The sequence below is a fragment of the Aurantimicrobium minutum genome (assembly GCF_029892845.1).
Lineage (GTDB): Bacteria > Actinomycetota > Actinomycetes > Actinomycetales > Microbacteriaceae > Aurantimicrobium > Aurantimicrobium minutum_B.
Genome location: NZ_JARXVT010000002.1, coordinates 64,122 through 89,336 on the forward strand (window position 1 = coordinate 64,122; position 25,215 = coordinate 89,336).

General features: G+C 48.0%; 22 protein-coding genes. 11 read left to right on the plus strand and 11 right to left on the minus strand.

Annotated features, from left to right (window positions below; all coding sequences use genetic code 11):
• The first annotated feature begins 265 nt into the window (after positions 1–265).
• Positions 266–451: a hypothetical protein gene (locus M2118_RS02815; protein ID WP_280794454.1), complete on the plus strand. Its 186-nt coding sequence runs from the start codon at positions 266–268 to the stop codon at positions 449–451.
• Positions 452–503: 52 nt separating this feature from the next.
• On the opposite strand, the gene M2118_RS02820 is transcribed toward M2118_RS02815, so the two are convergent.
• Positions 504–770, minus strand: a complete 267-nt coding sequence (locus M2118_RS02820) for a hypothetical protein (RefSeq protein WP_280794455.1) — start codon at positions 768–770, stop codon at positions 504–506.
• 10 nt (positions 771–780) lie between these two features.
• Positions 781–1,197, minus strand: a complete 417-nt coding sequence (locus M2118_RS02825) for an EndoU domain-containing protein (RefSeq protein WP_280794456.1) — start codon at positions 1,195–1,197, stop codon at positions 781–783.
• A gap of 112 nt (positions 1,198–1,309) precedes the next feature.
• Between M2118_RS02825 and M2118_RS02830 the strand changes: the two genes are divergently transcribed.
• Both M2118_RS02830 and M2118_RS02835 read left to right on the plus strand, forming a co-directional pair.
• Positions 1,310–1,636, plus strand: a complete 327-nt coding sequence (locus M2118_RS02830) for a hypothetical protein (protein WP_280794457.1) — start codon at positions 1,310–1,312, stop codon at positions 1,634–1,636.
• Between the two features lie 27 nt (positions 1,637–1,663).
• Positions 1,664–1,972, plus strand: coding sequence for a hypothetical protein (locus M2118_RS02835; RefSeq protein WP_280794458.1), 309 nt, complete (start codon positions 1,664–1,666; stop codon positions 1,970–1,972).
• Positions 1,973–2,279: 307 nt separating this feature from the next.
• On the opposite strand, the gene M2118_RS02840 is transcribed toward M2118_RS02835, so the two are convergent.
• Positions 2,280–3,029: a hypothetical protein gene (locus M2118_RS02840; protein ID WP_280794459.1), complete on the minus strand. Its 750-nt coding sequence runs from the start codon at positions 3,027–3,029 to the stop codon at positions 2,280–2,282.
• 138 nt (positions 3,030–3,167) lie between these two features.
• Between M2118_RS02840 and M2118_RS02845 the strand changes: the two genes are divergently transcribed.
• From M2118_RS02845 to M2118_RS02855, 3 genes are all read left to right on the plus strand, one after another.
• Complete coding sequence (locus M2118_RS02845) at positions 3,168–4,904, plus strand: nuclease-related domain-containing DEAD/DEAH box helicase (RefSeq protein WP_280794460.1); 1,737 nt, start codon at positions 3,168–3,170, stop codon at positions 4,902–4,904.
• Positions 4,905–4,973: 69 nt separating this feature from the next.
• Positions 4,974–5,114 (plus strand): hypothetical protein, encoded by a 141-nt coding sequence (locus M2118_RS02850; protein WP_280794461.1) that lies wholly within the window; start codon positions 4,974–4,976, stop codon positions 5,112–5,114.
• Between the two features lie 98 nt (positions 5,115–5,212).
• Positions 5,213–6,310, plus strand: a complete 1,098-nt coding sequence (locus M2118_RS02855; RefSeq protein WP_280794462.1) for a hypothetical protein — start codon at positions 5,213–5,215, stop codon at positions 6,308–6,310.
• Here the strand turns inward: M2118_RS02855 and M2118_RS02860 are convergent, their stop codons facing one another.
• From M2118_RS02860 to M2118_RS02875, 4 genes are read right to left on the minus strand one after another with little or no spacing between them, the layout of a single operon-like run.
• Complete coding sequence (locus tag M2118_RS02860; protein WP_280794463.1) at positions 6,311–8,491, minus strand: GmrSD restriction endonuclease domain-containing protein; 2,181 nt, start codon at positions 8,489–8,491, stop codon at positions 6,311–6,313.
• A gap of 44 nt (positions 8,492–8,535) precedes the next feature.
• Positions 8,536–11,082, minus strand: coding sequence for a GIY-YIG nuclease family protein (locus M2118_RS02865; protein WP_280794464.1), 2,547 nt, complete (start codon positions 11,080–11,082; stop codon positions 8,536–8,538).
• Entirely contained in the window at positions 11,075–12,724 is a 1,650-nt protein-coding gene (locus tag M2118_RS02870) for an Eco57I restriction-modification methylase domain-containing protein (RefSeq protein WP_280794465.1), read from the minus strand. The genes M2118_RS02865 and M2118_RS02870 overlap by 8 nt, the downstream gene beginning before the upstream one ends.
• Positions 12,721–13,338 carry a DNA methyltransferase gene (locus tag M2118_RS02875; RefSeq protein WP_280794466.1) on the minus strand — a complete coding sequence of 206 codons (618 nt, stop codon included), beginning with the start codon at positions 13,336–13,338 and terminating at the stop codon, positions 12,721–12,723. Before M2118_RS02875 ends, M2118_RS02870 begins: the two co-directional genes overlap by 4 nt.
• Before the next feature lie 235 nt (positions 13,339–13,573).
• On the opposite strand from M2118_RS02875, the gene M2118_RS02880 reads away from it, so the two are divergent.
• Together M2118_RS02880 and M2118_RS02885 are read left to right on the plus strand one after the other, a co-directional pair.
• Entirely contained in the window at positions 13,574–15,514 is a 1,941-nt protein-coding gene (locus tag M2118_RS02880; RefSeq protein ID WP_280794467.1) for a sigma factor-like helix-turn-helix DNA-binding protein, read from the plus strand.
• An 87-nt stretch (positions 15,515–15,601) separates the two neighbouring features.
• Positions 15,602–17,428, plus strand: a complete 1,827-nt coding sequence (locus M2118_RS02885) for a DUF262 domain-containing protein (protein ID WP_280794468.1) — start codon at positions 15,602–15,604, stop codon at positions 17,426–17,428.
• A 9-nt stretch (positions 17,429–17,437) separates the two neighbouring features.
• On the opposite strand, the gene M2118_RS02890 is transcribed toward M2118_RS02885, so the two are convergent.
• The 4 genes from M2118_RS02890 to M2118_RS02905 form a co-directional block, all read right to left on the minus strand.
• Positions 17,438–18,637, minus strand: coding sequence for a DUF2130 domain-containing protein (locus M2118_RS02890; protein ID WP_280794469.1), 1,200 nt, complete (start codon positions 18,635–18,637; stop codon positions 17,438–17,440).
• Between the two features lie 158 nt (positions 18,638–18,795).
• Positions 18,796–19,506, minus strand: a complete 711-nt coding sequence (locus M2118_RS02895) for a vWA domain-containing protein (RefSeq protein WP_280794470.1) — start codon at positions 19,504–19,506, stop codon at positions 18,796–18,798.
• Positions 19,507–19,613: 107 nt separating this feature from the next.
• Entirely contained in the window at positions 19,614–20,438 is an 825-nt protein-coding gene (locus M2118_RS02900) for a hypothetical protein (RefSeq protein WP_280794471.1), read from the minus strand.
• A 49-nt stretch (positions 20,439–20,487) separates the two neighbouring features.
• Positions 20,488–21,177 (minus strand): hypothetical protein, encoded by a 690-nt coding sequence (locus M2118_RS02905; RefSeq protein ID WP_280794472.1) that lies wholly within the window; start codon positions 21,175–21,177, stop codon positions 20,488–20,490.
• Positions 21,178–21,376: 199 nt separating this feature from the next.
• Here M2118_RS02905 and M2118_RS02910 point away from each other — a divergent pair, with 199 nt between their 5' ends.
• The 3 genes from M2118_RS02910 (at position 21,377) to M2118_RS02920 (ending at position 25,206) form a co-directional block, all read left to right on the plus strand.
• On the plus strand, positions 21,377–22,978 hold the full coding sequence (locus tag M2118_RS02910) for a TM0106 family RecB-like putative nuclease (RefSeq protein ID WP_280794473.1): 1,602 nt from the start codon (positions 21,377–21,379) through the stop codon (positions 22,976–22,978).
• A gap of 115 nt (positions 22,979–23,093) precedes the next feature.
• On the plus strand, positions 23,094–23,768 hold the full coding sequence (locus M2118_RS02915) for a hypothetical protein (RefSeq protein ID WP_280794474.1): 675 nt from the start codon (positions 23,094–23,096) through the stop codon (positions 23,766–23,768).
• 76 nt (positions 23,769–23,844) lie between these two features.
• Positions 23,845–25,206: a hypothetical protein gene (locus M2118_RS02920; protein WP_280794475.1), complete on the plus strand. Its 1,362-nt coding sequence runs from the start codon at positions 23,845–23,847 to the stop codon at positions 25,204–25,206.
• The last annotated feature ends 9 nt before the right edge of the window (positions 25,207–25,215 follow it).

The following is a 25,215-nucleotide window of genomic DNA, read 5'->3' on the forward strand; positions in this document are numbered from 1 at the left end:
GAAACGTAATACTATTGACAGTCCAACAGCCATCGAGATGAATACCTCCACGCTCGTGAGGCTGTGCGAGGAAGCCATCTTGAAGGAAATCTACAGAGGATTGTTCGAGACAAGATTCGACTATCGTCATCACCTGAGACTAGAGACCGAAACTATTCCTCACGCACGAGTTGAGCACCGATGTGGATAACAACTCTGACCGCATCATTGGGGAGGGTTATGGGTGGCTGGTGCTTTCCGAGAAACAGGACGTAGCTTTCATCTCGTGCCTGAGATGAACAACACAGCTCCTAGAGCGACAACCTGGGGCCTGAACAATGTCCAGTTCGTCCGGCTGGATGCCCAGCAGTGGACGAACTGGTTAGAGCGTTACAGGGCTGGTGAAGAGCCAGAGCTGCTGACCAAAGAGCTCTTGGAACCGCACTGGGTGACCCCAGATCTGAACCCCTAGACAGTGAGAAAGTACTGTGGGCGGGATGTTCCCCGCCCACAGTACTCCACAGTTATGCCGCACGAAGCGGAATGTGTTCCAGTTCATTGAGAACATCTGCCAGCTCATCTTCAGGCCACGAGAACTCATGGATAACGAGATGACGAATATCTTCAGAAACCGAGGCATTGGCCTGGTGAGCTGCGGATATGCCGCAAGAGACTGCCAGCCGCGGATAGCCGAACTCGAGTGTCTCTCTGGCAAGAGTGAGATCACTCTCGGGCACAGTTTCACTCAGCAGGGTTAAGATTCCCCGAGCTGCGGTCATAGGGTCGGTCATGACAGTCATTTTATCTTCCGTTCCTGGGATTGTGGAGGGGCAGTGGGTGTTGAACACCCATGATGTTTTGAATAACTCCGGGACCACCTGTTGGGTATGCCGCGAAAGGCATCAGTGCCGATTGGCGAGAAATCAAAACAACCTGAATATTGACTCCAGCAACGATCCGACTCAACACCACTTTGTACCCCACAATCTCCACATATTGAGGAGATGCCAACACACTTTCCAGTGCGTGACGTATGTGCTCTTCATCCCACTCGGGTGGGAATTCAGTCTTGTTTTCTCGGCGCAGCCCTGAAAGATGACCACCCTTCTCAGCATTACCCTCCTCACCTGTGAGGACGTGAGCAAGGAATTCCTCAAAGATACGCACGTGAGAAAAATTGAGGAAGGTCATCACGAGAGTGTGCCGAGGGGATGCCACAGAACAGGCATGACAGAACCTCAGTGTGGATAAGCAATGGCTAAACCTGCTTGGGGAGGAAATGTCAGTGGGTCATGCGAGTCTGGAATTACCGGAGGGTAAGGAGGCATCAATGCCTGCACTGGGAACGTCGCTAGTCGTGAGAGACGTCAACGACAAAAATCTCTTCTCGAGAGAGCTGTGGTGGTGGAACCCACGGCCTCTAACCGGGAACCCACTTTTTACTCGAGTAGATGAACCCAGTTACACCGACTGGATTGCCAAGCTCACTCTGAAGCAATTCGTTGATCTCAACCGAGAACAGATCCAGAGCTACGGTTTGGAGCTCTGGAGATTCAAAGAAGACATCGAAGCAATAACTGCACAAATACGAAGTGGCGTGTGGGATGACGCAGCCATCACCGTGACCCTCTACGAATGGGAATCGGGTTACGCATAACTATTCATCCCATGAAGGAGGGGAACAATGACTGTTTGGTCAGATGAAGAACTGTATGGATTGAAAGACTTCACTTTTGGAGTCAGCACCGGCTGGAGAATCGCTCCTCATAAGACGCTCCTGCGCCGTTTTGAATCACCCTCGATCATTGCGGAAGCCGTAGCTTTTCCACCTGTACACACAGGTCGTGGAGCACGGACCGAGATTCTCTTTGAGGCAGACCAGATTCTTCCTGAGATGCTGGCAGCCCAGGACATGATGGAAGAATTGGGCTGGCCTAGCCGCAAGAAAGACAAAGCCAGCTATGTCATCTGGGACAAGGCCCGCAGCGCTTAAGCCAAGATCTTCAAAGGCTTGGTCAAGCAACTGCAAGAAGAAAGCCCCGAGTTCGAGACTGTTCTGGACGGCATGGGTGGTTGGCTACAAGCTCGAGGGCTTACAGATCCACAACTGTGGCGAGAGCCACTTGTGATACCTATTGAGGTGATGAACAAAGTTCACCCTATGTGGGTCAGGAGCATCAAAATCCACAAACGCCCTGGGGAACTCGACCAAGGGAATATTGCAGGTTAAGTAAGAAAGAACTTGTCCGCAACAGATGTTTCTGTCACGGACAAGTTCTTAGCTAGATGCCGAAGACTCGTTATTTCTGAGTTTGGATAGAGATAGGGATTTCGTTGTAGTCGGCGTCATAGAATTTCAATTCCAGCGCACCACCAAATGATGCCCCAATGAAGTTATAAGCAACATTGCCGACTCGTCCTGCTGCTAGTTCTCCAGGGCCGTCCGTGAAGGAAACAGAAACCTGGCGGCCATTTGTTCCTAGGTAAGTTGCATCCCAAGGAAGCGAGAGATCACCAGCTGTAGAAGTAATTTCAACAACAATGACGAGGTCCCCTGCAATGGTGATGTACGAAGAGATGTAGCGTGCTGTACCAATTTCACCAATTGGAGTGAGCTCCCCGCTACCTAGAGCGAGACGGCCGTTGAGAGATTTTCCACCTGCACTAAAGTCAGATAGCTTTCCGTCTTTGAAAATAAGATCCGTATATGTGGCGCAAAAATCGTCTTTCTTAACCTCAGGCTCGTCGTAACCCTCCACGCACAGCAAGACTTTGTCCTGCTCAAAGACAGTGACAGTTTTTGTCTGATCAAGCGAGCCGCCATCTAATTGTGCTTGTTTATGGGCGCTTTGTTCAATCACATAAGCATCTGCATTGGAACCTTGAGCAGCGAACTCTTGAGCAGCAAGAACAGCTGCTGGGTCATTTTCATTGATAGCTGAGAAGTATCCTTCTACAACTTCTTTGGGATAAGAAGGTCCCGTCGAACAGGCAGACAACCCTGTAACCAGTCCGAGAATTGCAAATAGCGCGACAAATCGCTTAGTCATAATATTTCCCCCATTTGTTTGACTAATACAAGACTACCCCCGCGCAATAAGGCTTGAAGAATCAAGAGAAACATTGAAACCCACAAGTAAAACTTTGTTGGGGTAGTTTCTATGCAAGGGGGGATTTACTTGGTCACCATGATTCCACCTGGCGCGAAGCCAGGAACTAATAGGTCAGAGCGTGAAGTTTTCACAGCATTTGAGGGCATTCCCGACCGCCCTGATTGGATTGTGATTCATTCCCTCCAGTTGGCCCATAACTTGTTCTCCTTAGAAGGTGAAGCAGACTTCATTGTCTTCGTCCCGGGTAAAGGCATCGTGGCTATCGAGACTAAGAGCCCCAAGTATGTCGAATACACCGATGGCAATTGGTACCTAGATAAACTCCCCAACCCCACCAAGGATCCCCTCCAACAGGTTTCTCGAGCACGGTCCAACATCAGAGGTTTCCTCAAGCAGCACGATGAGAACATCAACGACATCCCCTTTGCCCGCATGCTGTGGTTCACATCCATCGCCCGCCACCAGTTCGTCAACAACTCTGTGGGAGACATGCAGTTCTTTGAGTGGGAGCTCGGGCTCTCAGAAGACAAAGACAAGCCAGTTCAAGCCATAGAAAAGCTCTTAGAAAACCACATCAGTTTCTTCGCAGACAACGGCGAGGTCAATTACGACCCCGCAGCGTTCACGGCAGAACGTGCTGAAGCCATGGCTTCAGCACTACTGTCTAACTTTCGCGGTTATGAAAGCGCCGAAGAGCTAGCTAAGACCCGCTACAAAGTCGAGCAGAAGATGCTCGATGAGCAGCTGGCCATCATGGAACTCGTCGAATACAACAACCACATCTACTTTGATGGCGGGGCAGGCACAGGAAAGAGCTTCCTTCTCGCAGAGGCGGCCAGGAAATATGCCAAGCAAGGCAAGCGAACCCTCGTAACCTGCTGGAACTACATGATGGCGGAAGAACTCGCTCTGACCCTCAACCGGCCCAACATCACCGTGAAGGACCTAAACACCCTCATGTTGGAGATGTGTGGGCTAGATACCAACCCCGAAGGTGCTGACACGGATTGGTTTGAAGTGGAGCTCCCCCAGAAAGCACTTGAGGCACTGGAGAAGAATCCTGCACTAGGTGGCTATGAAGCGCTTTGCGTGGATGAGTTCCAAGACATAGCTGCCAACCTCAAACTCATTGAGTTAGTTCTTGCTTTGTGCAATGTGAAGAAGTTGGCAGACACCTCTATCGTCTGGGCTGGTGACCGCAATCAACAGATCATGCGCGAAGGTCAACAGACGATTGACCCTGCCACCCGCATGAAGCTCATCATGCCGGATACGGTTCATGTGAGACTTCGCACCAACTGCAGAACAGTCCCCGAACTTGCCAAGATGATTCCTCGAATCATCAACATCGACACCGACATTGCCCGCCACCGAATCCCAGAAGGATTCGAAGGCGGCCTGAACATTGTCACCAGCTCAGATGACAAACAAACTCAACACCTGGCAACGACAATCAGAAAACTCCTTGAGCGTTACAACACCAGGGACATCGTGATTCTGAGCCCATTCGGAGAGACGAACTCCACCGTCGGCCAACTGCTTGAGCGTGGGGCTAGTAATGCCGACGAGCGCACACTCCTGTCACAGCTCGATATCGAGGGCACTGAAGGAAAAATTCGCTGGCGCTCGATTGCCAAGTTCAAGGGCTTGGAGTCACCTGTAGTTGTCATTACAGATGTGAATGAAAAAGCGAAAGTATTTGCCTCAAGCCTTCACAAACAACTCGATGAGTTGCTTTATGTGGGGATTACGAGAGCTAAGTATGAGTGCGTACTAATTGGAAATTCTGTAGACCCAGCCCGCTTGGATTAATACTGCTCGACCCACAATGTCAGTGGGTATCCGTATCCTCCTTCTTGTAGCAATTCCTGAGGGGGAAACATGGCCGGAGCACTACCCGAGATCGATCTCAAACGACTATCAGAGCCAATTGGCAACGTTGAGACCTCGCCAATCATCCTTAACTCTTCACACGGCATTCGCGTCATCTCTGGTGCCCAGAACAAAGGCACGCTCCGTTAACCGGTAATCATGCCCGGTTACGACGTGATGAACGGGCTGGCTTCAGCCGGCCCCATCACCTTCACATTAGGAGTTGGACTCCTCTACCTGATTGGCACATGGATCAATCGGGAATAAACAACATCAGTATTCCGTTACAACCAGACCCTGTAACGTTCCGAAAGGTCACCGCTATTACTCACACTCCAGAATCTATTCAGCACAAGTCCAAAAGCTCTATTGCTCCACTTCACGTGGCCTACTCCCCCGACTACCTGCAATGGCAGCTCGGTTCTGGAGATGGTTCCCACCCCACCAACCCCATTCGTGCTGAATTGGCTACGGAGATGCTCGTTGAAGAGCTCGGTAATGCCGTCAGCGTGATTGATCCTGCAACCGCGGACATGAAGCATGTCCGCGCTGCCATTGAGTCAATCCATGACCTGGATTATGTCTCCGCCGTCATCGATGACGGCGTGAGCGATGAATGGATACGTAACAAAACCTGGATGGGTCAAACCGCAGCCACAATGTTTGCAGGAACCCAAATGTTGGTCGAGGGCATGATCAATGGTGCTTTCAATGTGGGCTTCAACCCCCAGGGCGCTAAGCACCATGCTCAATATGCCAACAGCTCTGGGTTCTGCGTGTTCAACGACATGGCATGGGCCGCAGTTGAGTTTCACAACGCTGGCTTGAAGCCTCTCTACCTGGACTGGGATATTCATGCTGGCGATGGCGTTCAGCACCTCTTGGAAGGCACCAGCATTCCCACCTTAAGCATCCACAACCACTCGATCTACCCTGGTGATCCAGAAACCATCAATCGTGAGTTGTCCCGTGCGGGTAAGAACCACTCTGCCCACGATGAAGAACGCCACATATATAACTGGGGCATTAACAATGGTGCTGGGGACGAAGTACTGCTTGAGCTCCTCAATGACGAGATTGAAGAAGTAGTTAAGCGCTACAAGCCTGACGTGATCCTTCTTGCAGCAGGTGCAGATGGACACGGCGGGACAAGCAACCTCGGTTCATCCAACAACTACACCTATGAGGGCTTCACCCAGGCAGCCAAGAAGGTTGCTGAGTGGGCTAACGCCTACTCCCAAGGCCGAGTCCTTATCGGAGGAGCCGGTGGCTACCAGCCTCTCGACCACACGCCCAGAATCTGGGCAAATGTGGTCAAGACAATCTTTAGAGAAATAGGGCAGTGACTACTCTTCAATTAGCTCGTCAGATTCTGAAGAACCAAACTCTGAAGCTACTTGAAGTGACTCAAAATAGGTCTCCCTAAGATCGATGAAAGATCGATCTCCCTCAGGATCTACTAGCCAGAACCACCAGCCCGCTTCTGAGGAAGACCCAGTCACTGCTTTTGCAGCGGCACTGAGAGTTTCAAATCTTTTGCCATCAACGAAAATTCCACCGTCCTCGCTGATCTGAGCCTCTCTGCCGAAATGGGAAGAGACACGAGCGCGGATAACGGTGCCAGGCGAGATCAATCCAGCGTTAACAAGGTCAGCAACTTTGATTGAGTAGATTGTTTTTTCTCGCTTTCCAACAATCTCACCCTTATGGCCAGCTGGAACTGGCCAAATTCTGAGAATGTCGTTAGCGAGTGAAGTGGTTCTTTCATGAACATCGTTAGCCGTCCAATCAGAGACACCGTTGTTGATTACATCTTGAGTGGTCAACAATGTCGCAGAGGCAATAAAAGATTCTCGTTTTCCATTTTCACCAAGCCAAGGCCCATTAGAAACTTTGCTATTAAGTGTTTGTGTAAGCAGAACTAGATTTCCAAGGGTGTGAACAAGGTCATCGCGGTGTACCCCGTATTCATCAACTTCATCTTCATCCCAGTTCGCTCGCCAATCCTGAGGGATTACGTGCTCAATGGAGCAGAAGCCTCTAATCATTGGCTGTTCGCTAGCTGGATTTTTTCCTGAAACCGTAAACCATCCCCGTCGTTCATCCTCAATTGCTTCAAGAATCATTCGCAGACGAGCTCGGGCCATTCTATTATATATGGGAGACGTAAGAAGCTCATTCTTTAATTCTTCATCGCCAGGCCAATAGGAATTGACGCTCGTTTGACGGGCAAAGAAAGCTTCTGCGATAACACCAGCATCATCACGTGAATGAGATGCAAGCTCATTAAGTAAGTCAACAATGACTTTGTTGTAGTTATTGGTTGAAGCGCGGACGATTGTTCTTCTTACGAGCCAGCTTTCAACCGTAACTAAAACTTTGTCGAGTTGGACTTGAGGAATTTCTGATTTTTCAGGATCTACAAGCCATAACAAAATTGGTCGCACTACTTGCGAGTCCATAGAGAGCGTTCTATATACAAATAGTTCTAAACGAGAAAGCGATCCAGAAGGGTTTGATGCAGCATCAGAGAAGTTTTTATAAAGTTCAGATGACTTGTGAAGGGTTGGTAATAAGTCTTCAACCGGAAGTTCGCTGTCTGTTACAAACCTTTTGAACTGTCCAAATACTTCTCTAGCTGGAACATCTACCAAGGTTTGGGCAATTAACCATTGGGTTAGAAATAACGAACTTCGTGTGTAATTGATGCGACCGGCTGAAACTTCTTTTTCCCAAAAAGGAGTTTCAAACTGTTGCCAGTATTGGTGGTAGGCAGCTTCCGCACCTTTTGGTGTTGTTTCTAGACGCTGAAATACAAAATTCTTGATGAGGTCTGCTGCCGTAAGGGGGGTTCCTCGCGCATTTAGGGTTTCGAAAATCTCCTGAGCGTCTTCATCAGCGAGCAGATCGATAACTACGATTTGCAAAAGTGTCCTGATGGTCAAAACCAGAGCATTTGCTCGAACTTCTAAAGTGTCGTCCGTTCCGAGCCAATCATTGATTTGTCCGTAGAAGAATGAATGAGCTTCCACCATTCTGCTATTGACATTGCTCAATGAGGAATAATCAATTGGCAGCTCAGCAGACATCACTTCATTGAATGCAGCTCTGTCACGATTAGTCGGCCAAACCTTGAATTTTTCTTCGGGTTCTTGGGTGAAATATTCAGCGTTTTCCACCAAGGCTTCCAACTGCTTTGCAATGGCTTCAAAACCTTTAACTTGAACGCTGGCATGGGCGGCATCGATAAGCAGTTGGAGGGTAGTTAACCGCTGTTGACCATCAATGACAGTTCGAACAGCCAAGTTGCCAATTACTGAAGGCTGCTGTTGAAGGACAACTGCACCCAGGAAGTGTGGAACGGGTTGCTGACCGAGCACAACCTTGTCAGCTACCCGCTTTACGTCTTCCCACAAAGGTGCCCACTGACCCTCTTTCGACCACACATAGGGCCGCTGAAAAAGGGGCACCAACAGCCTTTGTGGGGTGAAAAAGATGTCATGAGGAGTTCTTACATCAGTAAGCATAAGCAAAACCTAATTTCAGTCGAATCAGCTCTCATACAAGCTGACTAATTTGCCTCTACTGCAATGACAGTGTCATAGAGACCGTATTGACGCAGTCCGTCATGGGATTCGATACCCGTATATGAAAGAGAAGCATCTTCATAACGGCGGAAAGCGAACACAGCATTGTTCATGTGTGCTGAGTTAAACACTCCTAATGTCACAAGAAGATTGAAATCTTCGACAGTGAGACCTGTGACTGTTTTGAATAGATCAGGCTCCAACTTAGTAATGACGTCTTGAAGAGTATTTTCACGAAAATCAGTCAAATACATAAATGCAGGGATTCGTGTAGCAAATTTGATCAATTTTTCTTGAATCAATTTACGGTTTGACTTATATTCCTTCTCTTCTGCAGAGAGTTCCTTCTTTTCCTTATCTGTAAGGGAATCGCCCTCTTTGGCTTTAGTGGCCTTCACCTTTTCACTCTGGTTGATCACGGTTTCGATGATGTTGTCACCGAGTGATCTGAAGCCCTCAATGTTTTGAATTGCTTCAAGTGCCTTTGCATTAGACAAGATCTTCTTCAAAGTTGCGTTGTCGACATTGACCAACAAAGCAGACTCCCATTTACGGGCGAGCAAAGTGGCAGAAGTTCCAGCCATAGCCATATCTAAAACACCACCTGCGTCGATCTGGGTCATATGTGACCCGTCGTAAGCAAGAACGGGAAGGAATTCAATCAATTCCTTGACTGAGACTTCTGGATTTGGTTCTTGTGGTGCCAGTCCAATTCCGTAATCAGAGATCTGTCGAAGTGCACGAGTCGGTGCGAAGTCGAAAACAAAACAAACAGGTTTTTTAATTTCTTCAAGGTTGGGATCATCACCGTTGGGGTTATTTATTGACCAAGAGGACTGAACCCGGAAAGCAGCTTGGAAATATGATTCTGGAGACTTTAAGTTTCTCAGCATCAGGATTGAAGACCACTGCGGAACTGTAACTCCGGTTGTCAACTTTCCACATGACAAAGTAATAGTCTTCGAGTCGTTGCCACTTCCGATGGCTTTACGCACAGGAGGAAGCGCTTCAAGGCCAATACCTGCTTTGGTTCCTGAAACATTCAGGACGGTATAACCATGCCAAAACACATTGTGATTTTCTGAAAGTAGATTCGCCATTGCATCGCACGCTGCAACATCTGGCATAAACCAGAATGAATGTTGCAGGTATGGAAGCAACCTGACATCAGAGTATGGGAATGGTGGTTTCTTACTTCCTTGCTGGAGGTTCTCTGCAATGTGTGGGGTATAGGAACCTCGAATAATTTCAAGCCACTTTTGAACTTCGGTCTTATATTTGAACTCTGCTTGGTCACCCTTTCCGCTCGCCTTGAAGAATTCGTTGAGATCAAACTCATCAAACTCCCCCTGGCTAGCGATGGAGAGTACTTCATCAGGCATTTGATAGGTGAACAAGCGCATCTCAGGAAGTGATGCGTAAGGGTTGAGCTTGTCGGGGTGTTTCTCCGAAAACTTTTTCTTTGCTTTTTGTTCGTCTGTGTAAGTCCAGTTAAAGATTTGCTCTTCTATGAATTCGCCAGAGGAAAGAGCCCTGAAGGGAGTTCCTGAAAGATAGAGATAGGCACGCGTAGTGATGGGGAGGAAGTCTGCTTCTTTTCCACCCAGTTCTTCGAGTTCTTCCTCAAAAGTTTCTTGGTCATCGCCATACTCTTGCTTAAGCTCTGCCTTCACAACTGTTGCTTCTTCACCTTCGAAGAGCTCCTTGGCGCTGTCCCTCCAAGCACCAAAGTGATATTCATCGAATACAACTAGGTCCCACTTTGTTTCGTGGATCCAGTTGTTTTTTGGCTTCATCAGGCCAGTTTCTTTATCTTTTCCAAGTAGGTCTTGAAAAGATCCAAAGTAAACGACGGGGCGTTGTGGGTCTGCTTGTGTTGGGTCCTGCCCTACATTTTTTGAGAAGTACTGCCAGTCGTCAAAATCTTTGTGATTTTCTAGATCCGCTTGCCACGCATCTTCAACTGCAGGCTTGAATGTGAGAACAAGAATTTTCCTTGCACCGATCTTTTCGGCAAGTTTGTAAGTTGTGAATGTCTTTCCAAAACGCATTTTTGCGTTCCACAAAAATCTAGGGACTGCATTCATGTTTTCAGCCCACACTGAATTGAAATACGCGTGGGTTGCATCGACAGCTTGTGCTTGCTCTTCTCGCATGTCAAAAGTGAGGTGATGGGTGCCAGTGAGCTTGACACCTTCTCGGAGCTCTGTAATCGCAGTCTTGACGTCTTCAACAGAACAGCGCATCCACTCCAGCTGAACGTTTTCAAAGCCTTTTCTCTTCAGATGTGCACGAACATCATGATCTGTGAAAAGGGAGCCATCTCGACGCTCTCCCAGCTCATCTATTTCAATCGTGTAGTTCTGGATTGCTGCAGTCTTGGTCTGCTGTTCTACACGAGTCTTTACGTCTTGAGTGGTTTGACCAACTTTGATCTGGCCCTTATGGTGCTCGTCTTGGATTGTGTAACCGTAGATACGAAGGCGAGATTCGACTTTCTCGGGGAAAAGTTCAAGCTCAGTTTTACTCATTGTCCAACTCCATCGGGCGAATGAGTGCCTCTATAAACTCGATCTCATCCTTTGATAAATCGAATTTTTTATAAAGAATATCATCAGTCCATTTAATCTCGAGTGGGACATCAGGCACAAAACTAAAGCGGTTACTGTATATGTCTTGAGTATTTTTGCGAAGAGAAACTAAAAATCTAACAAACCTTGTCCGTAAATAATTATCATAATTTTTTGCGCTTAAGACGTCTTCAAATTGACCAGCTATAAGGTATGTTTCCGTGCATGCGGAGTAATCAGGTGCAACGATAGGTGAGTTGTATATCTGGTGAGGGGGTGAACCAGCCATTCCATATGCGCGCCCAATATAAACGTTGTGTCTTTGAACCCAAGCTGAATTTTTTGGAATTGCAGCCTTAGAGATAAATGAACTACCTCCATTCTCAAAGAGAATTATTGGGTCAGGAATTCCTTTCGGATTTGAACTACCTTTGAAGTTTGTTCGAAGACCAAATGGTTGAATGGGTGAAAAACGGGTGCTTAAGTTACCCCATCCAAGTTCTTCTGACTTTTGTAGAACTTTTTCAACGATTGGGATTGCTTCATTTCTTCTAACGAGGATGTCATACGCATTCAAAAAACGAGACTGAATTGGCGCAGTTAATTCTTTACCGATAATCGTTCCGACATCACATTTGCCTTTCCACGAGGCGTCCCAAAGGAAATATGAAACCCCACCTTCGATACGCGTGCCTGGAAAGACTTCAGAAGGGTCAGGGAAATCAATCAAAACTCGTAACCGGCGATCAGACAACATTTGAGCCCGAAAATCGTCAAGTCCTCTGCCGCCTGCAAACCAGCGGGACGGAGTAACCATGGTTATGAAATGAGGATCAAGTGACTTTGCGGCATCCACGAATTTTTGATAGATAGGCATAGCAAAACCTCCAACGGAATCGCCGCCGCTTTGCCCAAGTTGATAGGGAGGGTTGCCAATAACAACGTCAAATTTCACTTCAGCTCCGAATTCTTTCTTCAGTAAGTCGTTAGGATTTTCAGTATGAAGAAATGGGTATGCGTAAGATTCCATTGACTCACGGTCATAATCACGCTGATTCGCTGCGCAATATTTACATTTACCGTCAATAGTGGTTGTTTCTTCAACCCCATCTGCATTGACAACAATGATCTTGTCTTTACCGCCAACCCACGTGTGTTCTGTTCTCTCAAACCAGATATTTCCATCTGGATTATCAAAGGCAGTAGCGATGGAATGTTCACCATTAGCCCATTTAGAGCAATACACACTTCTTCTAGCTAGGAGCGCTGTCAACTGAGTAATTCCTATGCCAAAAACCTGTTTGGTCAGAATGTGATTTACACGTTCTTGAAGGTCAGGAATCTCTTTGGCAAGACCGTGTGTGAGTCGCTCAGTAATTTCTCGGAGAAATACACCTGACTTAGTAAAGGGGTCCAGAAAGGTGACAGAACTGTCTTCCCAGATGTTTGCTCCGCCATTTGAGTTAGCCCAAGTTTCCTCAAGCGTGTCCAGCATTCGGTTGGCGAACTCTGGTGGCGTGAATACTTCATCGTTAGAGAGATTCGCAATGCTGGTTAGGACGTCTGGGTTTCCCCGACGGAACTTAAATTCTGCTTGAGTCAATTCCCCAACTCCTCAATGCTCATGGGTGGATAAGTCTGGATTGGTGTGAAGATCTCGTGCTCTTCAAAGTTTTCAAAAAGCGAACCTTCAACAGAAGACCGTTGAGTCAAACTGTCGAATCGGAAATCACGACGTTGAAACTTCCCCTTGGTTAAGTAAGCCCATTCGGGAAAGACCAGGGGCTCTCCGGCTGGATGAGTCATGCTGAGGGCATCCCCTTGCAAGATATTTACTTCAAGCACATTTGACGCTGCTTTATACAAGTCAGACTCTTTGGCGATTTTCAGCGTTGAGGAAAAAACCTCTAGCAGATTTTCGCGGCACTCGATTGTGTTGTCTTCTAACAGTTCGATTCCATAAATGCACATCAGCCCAAGGAGTGCGTGGTGGCGCTTTTCGAAATCGTTCTTTTCGTATTTCGTCTCAACCGTGCTGAGTTTGCGTTTAAGAACTGCAACTAAAAAGTTCCCTGAGCCGCATGCAGGCTCTAGAAAGCGAGAATCAATGCGCTCGGACTCGTGCTTAACGAGGTCGAGCATGTCTTCGACCATCCATTGAGGCGTGAAGACTTCACCATGGTCTGCAACACGTTGCTTAGATTTTACTAAGTCCATATTCCCCTCGCCTCCAGGAATAAGGTTATCGGCTACTACGGACATCCCCAGTGGGATTTCATGTCTGGACATTATTCGAATGAATAATTGAAGTTCAAAACCAAGCTCAATCTAGCCAGGTCACACCTCACTGCTGAGATAAGTTGAAGATGTAATAGCGGCGCGCGTGAGGGGCTTTCCCAAGCATTGAGCTTGAGAGGATGCCCGCCAAACAGCTTTAATGGGGGAATCTACGGTGGACAATAAAGAAACACCATCATGGGAAGGGTTTTTCCCTTGGTTATCTGAATTACTTCCCACTCAGGATTCACCTGAGTCGCAGTTAGCCAACTATTCAAAATGGCTCGAACCTATTGATCAGACTCCTCAGAACATTGATGCTCGCGTTGAACAACTCTGCGGACTGATCGAAGTACGATTCGGAAACCGTTCACTTGAACAAATCTTTCCGATGCTTGACCATTGGTCGAATATCTCTGTCGTAACAGTTACAGGATTTGGCGAGGACATTACCTTCAACGAAACGAACTATCCCTTTGGGATGATCGCCCACACGAATTTTGAAGACTTATATTCAATCGACAATCTTGCAATCGCGAACTCACGATCACTCCTATTCGATTTGATCCAGAAGTGTCTCAAACAAATCGGGATTGAAAGTAACAATAGAGAAGCGCATAAGCAACATTCTTCTAAATTGACTATTCCTTTTTCGGAAGCAATATATGAGCTTTTAGGTTCTTTAGACGACCGAGAAAAGCTCATCCTGGTTGATCGGATTTCAAGCAGTAAGCCAAGAACTCTTGATGATGTAGGGGCTGTATTCGACATCACGCGCGAAAGAGTGCGTCAAATTGAAAAGAAGTTGTTCCAAAAAATCAAAGACTGGGTTAAGAATTCTGAAGATATGAAGATTTTCTTGCCCCAGGTCAGGTTATTCATTGGAGAAATTTCAGCGAGTAGCAACCTGATTGAAGCTTTTCCTGGCCTAGAAGTAAGGCTAGAACCATTCAATTTAAGAGGTTGGGGACTTCTCCCGGCTCTAATCAACGGTTTAGAAATTGAAGATAATTGGATTTTTGGATCCGGAGCAGAGAAAGTACAGCAGGGTTTTGATGAAATATTCGAATCTAATTCAGAAGGAATTGGATTCATAAAACTTGCTGACTTTGCCACTATTTATAGTTCATGGGGATCAAGCAGTTCTAAAGAACTACTTCAGTGGGCAATCACAAGGAAATACAAAACCTTTGAGGGCCTGCTGCTTTCTCCAAAGATTCAAAGCCAGACTGAATTAGCAATCGCATACCTGCAAAACAAGAATTCGCCTGCCCCAATCGAAGTTCTTTGCGGAGCAATTACACCAGGGAAGCCAAAAAGAAATCTCGCAACTCGTCTCGCAGAAGACAGTCGGATTGTCCGCGTAGGTCCAGAATCTTGGGGGCTCCCTGATTGGGAGCTCGATGTATATGACGGTATCCAAAATGTAATAAAGCGGCGTGTGGAGGCAGAAGGAACAGTTTCACTTTTGCAGTTGTTAGAGGAACTCCCAAAGCAATACGGGGTAGCTGAAAATAGCATTCGCACATACGCCGCTACGTTCCCCTTTCAACTTCATGGGGATGAAGTCAGCTTGGCTGAAGAGCGCAAAGGTGTTAACCGAAACGTAAACCGTGTTCGCAACCTCTATTTTGTTGACGAGAAGTTGGCATTTCGAATCTGTGTAAATAGTGAACATCTACGCGGTAGTGGGATAATGCTCTCTGGCGCATTTGCTCAGGCAATTGGTGTTCAACCCGGGGAAAGTAGACAGTGGGACGTTGAAGGTCACACAGCTCAATTTGCTGTCAATTGGGGTGGCGGCCAGCCACGTGCATCAAGTATCCGAGTACTCCTTAACGACATCTACGCGAAGACTGGCGATCAAATTGTCTTAATTTTTGATCGCGATACCGTCTCAATATCTAAAGTCCTTGTCGACGATTCATCACTTGAAAAAAAAATTGCTGCTCTCTGCTTACTCCCAGAAGGCAGTGAAGTATCTCGAAAGAGTATTGCTCCTGCAATTGGTCTTCCAACGAACAGCGTATGGAATCAAATCATGGAACTGATGCGTCTTAGAAAAGATACAGAACTCCTTGAACTGCTTGAGAAGTACATAACGACACTTACTTAAGGGCATCTCTAGTTTTAGAAGTAACTTGATCACGTTTTCAAACTGTGATCAACTTAGCTACAGCCAACAGGTTTTCTAGGGGGAAACATGCAAATTGACGCCAGTGAAAAATCACTTCACAACATACTGAGTGGAAATGTCACTCTGACAATCCCCCCATTTCAGCGTAATTACGCTTGGAAGACCGACCAGATTGATGCATATCTCGAGGATGTATTCAACCTTGCTTTGGATCCAGGTAGCGAGCACTTTTTCGGCCCTGTAGTTCTTCTTGAAGACAAGAAAGACCTCAGCATTATTGATGGCCAGCAGCGTCTGACTACCACCATTATTTTGTTGTGCATTATTCGAGACCAGCTTGAATCCTTTACAAACTCGAACTTTGTAAAAGAAGGACACAATTTTCCTCTGGACATGCTGTTGACCCAGATGTTGAAGCATGACGACTTCATCCATGACAGTTACATTGCCAATTATCAGATCCAGGATGTTTTCAAGACTCACATCTTGGCGCCAATGAACTCAGTCAATCGGAAAGTATTTAATCCTGGCGGCAAGGGCCTGACAACTGATGAAAAGCGCGCAACAACCGAACTTCGGTCTGCATATTCGCGAATTCAAAAAAGGCTAAATGACTGGCTCAAGCCCAACGCTGGGGATGAAGATGCTATGAAGAGCCAGCTTTTCTCTTTGATCAATGCCTTGAGAAATGGTTTCCGACTTCTTGAAATCCGAATGTACACAGCAGATGATGCCTACATTTTGTTTGAAACACTCAACGAACGCGGTCTTCGACTCACCCCAAGCGATTTGCTGAAAAACTTTACTCTCAGAAATGTTGCAGCCAAAGATTCAGACAAAATCACTAAGGTTCTCAAGCAATGGGATGACTCCATTTCAACCCTCGGCGACTACCCCTTTACAAAGTTTTTACGTCACTTCTTGCTCTCTTCGCAGGTATCCAAAGTTCAAGCGCAAAAGATCTTCAAGCTCTTTAGCGACCGGGTTGCTAAATACGGTGATGGTGGCGCTATGCGTAACCTCAACGAAATTGAAAGCGCTGCAAACGTCTACGCAAAGCTTTTGGGAGATTCCTCAAACTTCGGTGATTCGGCAATTGATGACGCTAATGCTCGTCTGAATCTCTTCTCAGAGACCCACAGAGTTTTCCTCTTACGCGTCATGCTCGGAAGCTTCACTAACAAAGCGAAGCTCAAAGCGACATTAGCCACAGAAATCATGGCATTTAGGTGGATCCTCACAGGTCGTAACGCTCAAGAACTTGAAACCCTGTACCAGAAGGCAAGCGACCTGCTTTTCACTGACAATCAGGGAACAATGGCAGCCGAAGATTCAGCCATTGATGCAGCCATCAGCTTCCTCATGTCCTCATTGCCCAGCGATGATGCTGTTCGTTCCTACATGATTGAAAACCCAGCACGACGTGATCTTGTCTTCTATGCACTCAAGCGTGCAAACTTCGCAATCCAGCCCGTAGGGTTCAACTACCAACAGTCCAAACTGCATGTTGAACATCTAGCACCCCAGAACCCAGCGATTGGTTCCAGCTGGTTCACCAAGGTTGCTGAAAGAACTCCTAGCGACCCCAACGCACCCACATATGACGACTTCGTACAGAAGTGGGGAAACCTCAGCATCCTGGAATTCGAAGTAAATATCTCTATCAGCAATGCCGATTGGACAGACAAGGTTAACGGTAAAAATGACGGCCTTCTGAATGGGCTTAAGAACTCACTTATTCAAATGAATAAGGATCTCTCAGTTCTTCCCGACTGGACAGCAGATCTTATTGATAAGCGGACTGCTTGGTTGGCTGATGCAATGGTTGCATTGACTCGTCCTGAAAATATCGAAGGAACTCCCGGATCAGTCAGTTCCTATACCGGCAATTAATTGATCAGTTCACTCTGAATCAAGAGATAAATCTGCTTCCTCAGCAAATTTCGCTGCCATCGTGGGGTTTCCTCGAGTGAGCTTCTTGATTGTGATGTCCTGAGCCTTGTTGTTGGCTAGGCGAAGGTTGTTCTCTGAACCCTTGAGTTCTTCCTTGACCTTCTCAAGTGCCTTGATGGACTTATCTATCTCTTCGATGGCTTTGCCAAACTTGCCAGCGGCAAGTTCGTAGTTCCGGAAGAAGCCCGACTTGAATGCTTCAAGGTCGTCCTCGAAGGTCGTGATGTCAATGTTCTGTGCTTTGATGCGGGCAAGCTCTGTGCGGTCTTCCACGGACTTCATTGCTGCATTGCGTAGCAATGTAATGATCGGGATAAAGAACTGTGGTCGGACCACATACATCTTGGGATAGCGGTGAGAAACATCCACAATGCCAGTGTTGTAGAGCTCACTGTCTGCTTCGAGCATGGAAACCATGACGGCATATTCACAACCCTTGAGGTTGCGGTCCTTATCTAGTTCCTTGAAGAAGTCTTCGTTCTTCTTCTTGGTGGCCGTGGTGTCAGCTTCATTCTTCATCTCGAACATGATGGACGTGACTTCCACGTTCTCATCGGTGAGTTCTCGGAATATGAAGTCACCCTTGCTGCCTTCTTTAACTTCGTTGTCTTTCTCGAAGTAGGCATTGGGGAAAGCGCTGGGGCGAATGGTATTGAAGGCAACTTCACAGTGTTGTTCGAGAGTTTCACCGAGCATCTTGGTGGAGAGCTGCGTCTTGAGATCTCTCAGACGCTCAATTTGATCTTCACGATCCTTGAGTTGGGTTTCATATTTGTCTTTAAGAGCGGTCTCAACCATTTGCTTTTCCAGCTCGGCGCGCTCAACCGCGTGCTTGAAGTCGTCACGCTCCTTCTCGACCTTGGAAAGGGCTTGAGTGACAGCCAACTTCTTTTCTGTCTCTGCAGAACCGAGCTCTGCGGCAAGGCGTTGGATCTCGTTCTCTTTTTCGGCGACCTTAGCTTTGAGCTTTTCAGCTACTTTGGCTTCCGCGAGCGCGATCTCTGTTTCTTTGGCTTCTGCTGCAAGCTGGAGGCGCTTTTCTATCTCTTCCTCAAACTCGTGAGTTCTAACTTGGGTGAGAATGTCTGCATAGTTCGCCTCGTCGATGGTGAACGCAGTCTTGCAGTGTGGACACACGATTTCATGCATGTGAATCATTTCCTCCCAATAAATCACGCAAGCTCACAATGTGGTGTGAGTTCCCCTTTGAACCTTCCACCAGCTTAGGGTTCAGAGCATGATGTGTATGAAACCAAATAGAGCAGCAGTCTCCTTCCCCCAGGAGGTGCTGCTCTATTTGGAACTTACTAGCTCGCTACTGCGTCAGGGCCTTGCTGGTCATCTGCGCGACGAGCCTGCTCTTCTGCTTCTTTGCGGCGCTGTTCATCTGCTTCGGCTTCAAGGGCTGCAATGCGCTCTTCCGCAAGGAAGAGCTTCTTCTGCTTGCGACGAACGTCCGTCATATAACGGGACATGCTCTTAGCTGATGCATCAACGCCGCCAGCACCAGGTGCGAAGGTGAGTGCGCTACCGGCATCAAAGCCAAGATCCATGCCGTTCAGGACGGCGTCCTGGTTAGCCCCGAGGAAGACAAAGTCCCACTTATAGTCGTCCTTCTGGGACTGGACCAGTTTCTTGATGGCAGAAGCCTTGTATTCGACCGAAGAGTTCTCTTCACCATCGGTGACAACAATGACCTGCACTGTTTCTGGGCGAGCATGTTCAGGCATAGCTGCAAGTGAGCGCCCAAACTCTGTCACCCCAATACCGATGGCGTCATAGAGAGCAGTGCCACCACGTGGTTCAATCTTGATCTGGAGATCTTTAGGGTCGGTCAACGAACACTCGTGCTTCACCTCAGTGTCGAAGGTGAAGAGATCAACAGTCAGCAAACCTGGTTCAGCAAGCTGGTCCGCGATCAGTGCGTTGAGGCCGCCCTCCATGTCTAGCTTGATGGACTCCATGGAACCACTGCGGTCAACAATAAGGAGCAGTGCGGTGTAATTCGGATCGGTCAAGATGTTCCCCTCTACACATTCAGCCCGGCGCTGTCTGTGTAGAGATGAGTATGCAGGGACCCACTGACATTGAAGTCATTAACATGACCTCCAAGAAAATTAAGAGGCTAATTCCCCATCAAATGAACATAATGTGACCCGGTGTACCACAGGCCTGTTTGTTCAGAGAATCGAAAGTCCCCCATGAATCCAATCGATTTCACGTAAACGCTCAATTCATCTAGCTGCATCGTGACACCGACATCACACAATGCGTCATACCAGCCCCATGCGTTGTCAATAATCACTGTGGCTTTATTTCTTTGCTCGTTAGTTACAACAGAGTAAGTTGCAACAGTTTCATGTTCGTTCCTGAGGAAGTAATGCCAGCCCTGTGGCTCTAAGTGCAGCCCCGCTGGGGAGCGGCTCAGGAACACTGATGACTCCTCATCGGAAATCGAATAGATACTGTTGGTCGATTCCTCAGAGCTTGTCGAAAGATATGACTGGTTGATGCCTCCCGACCAGGCGATGTAGTTCTCTAGATAACCGTCCTTGAACCACACATCCCTAATCAAGATGAGGGTGTCATCCATCTGACCAATCACTTTGAGTATGTCCAGCTCTGAATGTGGCATGCAGAGGTAGAGATACAACTCAGACATCCCTTTACCTGGGTTTGCCCAGCCCAATCGATAAATCAGAAGCCATTGAAGGCTATGCCAATATGCAATAGCCCCAGATATGTCTTTCCGTGAATCTGGCTTCCTCGGAAGAGAAACAGGTGCAAGCGGATTTGCTAAGGCTCGAAATGCGGAAGGCAACGCCCAGCCAAAATCGAGCTGATCCCCAAGAAGTTTTTTGGACAAAGCTACATTCTCAAGAAGTTCTTGGTTTTCTGCAGACTCAAAACTTGGCGTGGCCACTCGGACTACATTGAAAGATTTCCCCATGTTTTCACTCTACCTCTGGTGTTTTGAACACGTGCTTTGAGAAATCTTGTTATTCAGCATCGTTTCCTGGAAACGCCCTTTTTCTTACCCGAGCTTTAGTTTCTTCATCTGGCTCGGTCTGACTGAGTTCATGGAACCCCTTCAGCGCGAATGCCCATCCTTGAATATCAAACGGGCCATTCCACACTCCCCAATCAAAGAGATCCTCATCAAGTGCACCTCTGATCATCAGGCCCTCAGGTTTGAAGATGTCCTGTGCAGTGACCTTGAAGACTGTAGTCATGGCTTGCAACGCCACCTGTAACGCATACTTTGGGTTCCAGCCAGGTTCCAGGACCTTGAAGTGAAGCGGGAGGCCATCTTTTGGTTCTGTCCACCCGCTAAAAGCGAGATAGTCGAGTGCCTTCTGATTGCCCGAGACCGTGATGTCTTTTGTTCCCAGCTCGAGGTGGAGGGAACCATCACCTTCGTTGATGGCTTGGAGAAACTCGATCTCTCCCCCAGGTTCGTTATAGCCCCAGTTATAGGGAGCAGTCACGATGTTGAGCCCCCACCTGCGGCCCACGCCATCTCGTGTGATGCGTGGAGCAAGTGCATCAACGATGGGAAGCCATTCCGAGCCCAGGAAGGGGTTGGCCAAGATGTCGAGATCAACAACCTCGTCTATCTCAAATCCAGAAAGCTCACGGGCTTCCATCAATAGAACAGAGCTGTAGCCAGCTTTTTCAACCTTCAACATCGCATGTTCGAAGCTGTCAGCAACGCACCCGAATGTGAGACATTCGGGGTCTTTGTCTTGCACCTGAAATGAATAAACCTTCATTGTTCCCTCCGCGAGAAACAATATGCGGAACTACGGACAATCTCCCCGCTGAATATTCTTTGACAACGACGCATTCTCACGACAGCCTAAGAACAGGAAATGTAATGGGGGAATTATGCAAATAATCAATGGCGAGGTGATCTACTCACCCAGTGACATCACATCTTGGGTGAAATGCCAATGGGGTTATGTCCGAAAGCTCGATAGCAAGCTGGGCAAAGGAAACATCGTTCCTCCCGAAACTGATGCCATGATGCAATACAGCGCAAGGCAAGGTAACCGCCATGAGCGGTACTTTCTCACCACACTGCAGGAGCACTATGGCAAAGAGAATGTTTTTATCGTCTCTGATGAAGACCTTCCCAAAGATCTCCCTCGTTTAGAGAAGCTCACCACCATGGATGCGCGGACCGCGGATGCCCTCAAAGAGCAATGGCCCGTTGTGTTCCAAGCATCCTTCTTTGATGGCAAATACACCGGCTTTGCAGACTTCCTCGAGTTTGTTGAAATCGACGGGGTCTGGGCGTATCAAGTGCTAGATACAAAACTTGCCCTCAGCGACAAATTGCACGTGTACGACCTCCAGTTAGCTTCCTACGCGCGCCACTTGAAGAGGCTTGGCATTCCGGTGCATGACACCGCCAGCTTGGTGCATGGGAACCTTAAAGAAAGCACCTACTTTCTTCCTGACATATATTCACGTCTCGACCTGAATTTGGATCGTCTCAACAAGGTAGAAGCTGAACGCAGAGCAGACCCTCTTCCCATCGCTTGGTTGTCAGATGCCTACAAAGTGTGTGGCGAGTGTGCGTCATGTGTGGAACAAAAAGAATTAGATCCAGGAGACCTGCTTTATGTTGCAGGTTTAGGCCCCTCTAAGCGCAACGTCCTTGTGGCTGCAGGGATCAATCGAATTCCTGAATTAGCCCAACTCGCTTCATCAGAGAATGTGGACATCACTCCCAGCACATTGCAGAAACTCACCACACAAGCTCAGCGGCAGTGGCGGGCAATCGAAACTAATGACCCCCAGATTTCGGTTGAGAACCCTGCAGCGATTTCTGCCCTTCCTCCTGAGAACGAAGGGGATCTCTATTTCGACTTTGAAACTGATCCGATTTTTTATGTTGAAGGCAGCAACCGTTTAGGTATCGCGTATCTCTATGGGCTGTATTCGAAGATTCCCTTAGATTTCAAGGCCTTCAGGAAATCAGAAGATGGGCTTTTTCAATACCTGTGGGCAGATTCCCGAGATGACGAAGAAAACATGCTGTATCTGTTCATGATGAATCTCATGGACCACCTTCGGGAATACCCAGATGCTCACATCTACCACTATTCGCCGTTTGAAATTACGACCTTGAAGCAGCTTGTATTTCAGGAAAACAAGTTCATCATGGAGCTTCAGGATATTTTCTATCTTGGAAAGTTTGTTGATCTGAAGTCCACTGTTACGTCTGCGGTTTCACACGGGCTTGCAGGTTTCTCGATCAAGCAGCTCGAGCCTTTGTATATGGGCAAAGAGTTGCGAACTGGAACAAAGAACGCAACTGCTTCCATCACTCGATATGACGACTACCACCGGACACTCAATGGTGAAGTGCTTGAACTCGGTGAAACGGCAGATGAGATCAGAGAAGACGTTCTGCAATACAACCGCTATGACTGTTACTCAATGTTGAAATTGCGAAATTGGCTAGATTCCTTGAGTGCATAATGAGCTTCTCAATTACACCGAGCTAAGCCATCCTCATCATGTCATTTCATCTTCACCAAATGAACGCTGTCTGTGCCTCCAGCTAGCTTTGAACTAAAGTTCTTATGGGGGAATCATGATTCAGTTTTCAATACCAGCTGCACTCAGCATCTTTGCCGCAACGAGTGCAGTTGCCGTCACATCAGTCGCTGTGGCCCTTCCAGCCTTGCAGCAGTCGGAACCTGTGGCGGCCACAGCCTCTGCGACTCCCACCTCAAAGCCAACAGTTGCGCCCAGCACCGGTGACTCGCCTGCCAACGTGATGAGTGACCATGACCTCGGTAATGGAGTAACACTCCAAGATGTGGCTCCTGGTCTCACGGCAAACGTGAGATCCACAGGTGTCACCTTTGTTTATGTGGGCCCCTGCACCGGCAACGGTTCCGGAGCAGGTGCTGCCATGACTATTTGGGGAAACAACGGCCAACAAAAGTCCTCTGGTAGTGCCGGCTACTGCAATGGTGGCCAGACCTTTGGATCTATCGGCATGGTGTGGAGCGAGGATACTCGTAACTCATATTGCTACTCCCCACTTGGAGGAGCTTCTGCCTACAGAGCAGAAGTGTTTGGCCAGTTCAGTGAGTGGGTTTCTATCCCTGCTGAATACATGCAGTGCGTCAACGGTCAGACACCAGAAGGTCCAACGCCTCCAGTTCAGCCAGCTCCTGTAACACCCGCAGAACCAGCACCAAGTGAGACCTCAGATTCGTCAAATACATCTGAAACTCCGAGCCCGAGTTCAACGCCTTAGGTATCACTTTGCACAAACACTGCAACACATTGGACAAGCAGAGAATTCTTTCTGCTGCTGAAAACGGGGAGAAGTCGTGACTGACGAACATGAATTTGACATCGTCAGCGATGGACAAGGAATTGCACTTTTTGGCGAGGGCAAGGAACTAGACCTCTTTCTCAAGAGGGAAGGCCTGGTCGCGCGTCCGCTTGAGATGGCTCGTGTGGCAGGGGCTGCTGGAAAGGCCTCATCGGCAGTAAACGGGATTGCTCAGGCTTCACTCAACGCAGGCAGATGGGTCAAACTCTCTGAAAAATCTGCCAAAGCAATGAAAACTTCCGGCATGATGAAAGGCTCCACGGACAAGCTTGTCCGTGGCATCTTCACCGGCGACAAGAGCAAAATCACAGGCATAGCTGAGTTCGTCAAACCAGGTGCAGCTTTTGCGAATCCTATGGTGCTGGCCAACGTCTCCGGCATGATGACCCAGATGGCTCTTCAGCAATCCATTGATGAGATTGCTGAATATCTGGCCGTCATCGATGCCAAGATCGATGACATCATTCGTGTGCAGAAGGATTCTGTCATTGCGGACATGATCGGTGTGGGTTTTGTCATTGACGAGGCCATGACCATCCGTGCTCAGATGGGCAAGGTCTCTGATGTGACCTGGTCCAAGGTTCAGGCAACCTCGTTCCAGCTGGCTCGCACCCAGGCCTATGTTCTTCTTCAACTCGATGACATCTCCACGAAGCTCGGGAAAGAGAAGAGCATTGCTGCTCTGGTGAAGGCATCCCAAGATGCGCAGCAGCCCATTGCGGAATGGTTGGCTGTATTGGCTCGCTGCTCACAGCTCAATGACGCTGTGGGAGTCCTGGAACTCGACCGAGTGCTAGATTCCAACCCAGAAGACGTTGAAGGCCACAGGACAGCGTTGAATACAGCTCGTCAGCAACGGCTGGACCTCATTACCTCGAGCACGGCTGGACTGATTACCCGCGTGGAAGCCCTTGGCGCCTACGCCAACGGCAAGTTATTACTCAATCCCTTTGAATCCCCCGCTGTCATCAAAGCAAGCAACACAATTGGTTCTCGTGTTGAGGACTTCCAGCGGGTTATGGAGATTGGTGAGAATCGAGAAGAACTCACAGCACGTCTGTGGGGGGAAGCTGCATTAGAGCTTCGTGACGACGTTGTCGAAACGTCAAAGCGTATAGGTACTGCAACCGTTGACGGCACCAAAAAGACCGTTGAGGCCTCTAAGAAAGCGCTGGAGCAGTCCAAGAAAGCTCTCAGTTCCGCCAAAGATGCTGTTCAGAACTCTAAAGAAGTCCACGAGGCATCCAAGCAAGCTCTCGATGCCTCTAAGCAGGCTCTCGAAGAATCAAAGAAAGCCTTAGGTAAAGGCTCTAAGTGGATTGCTGAGCGCGCAGCCAAGCTCAAAAGATCTGAGTAAATCCAGTTG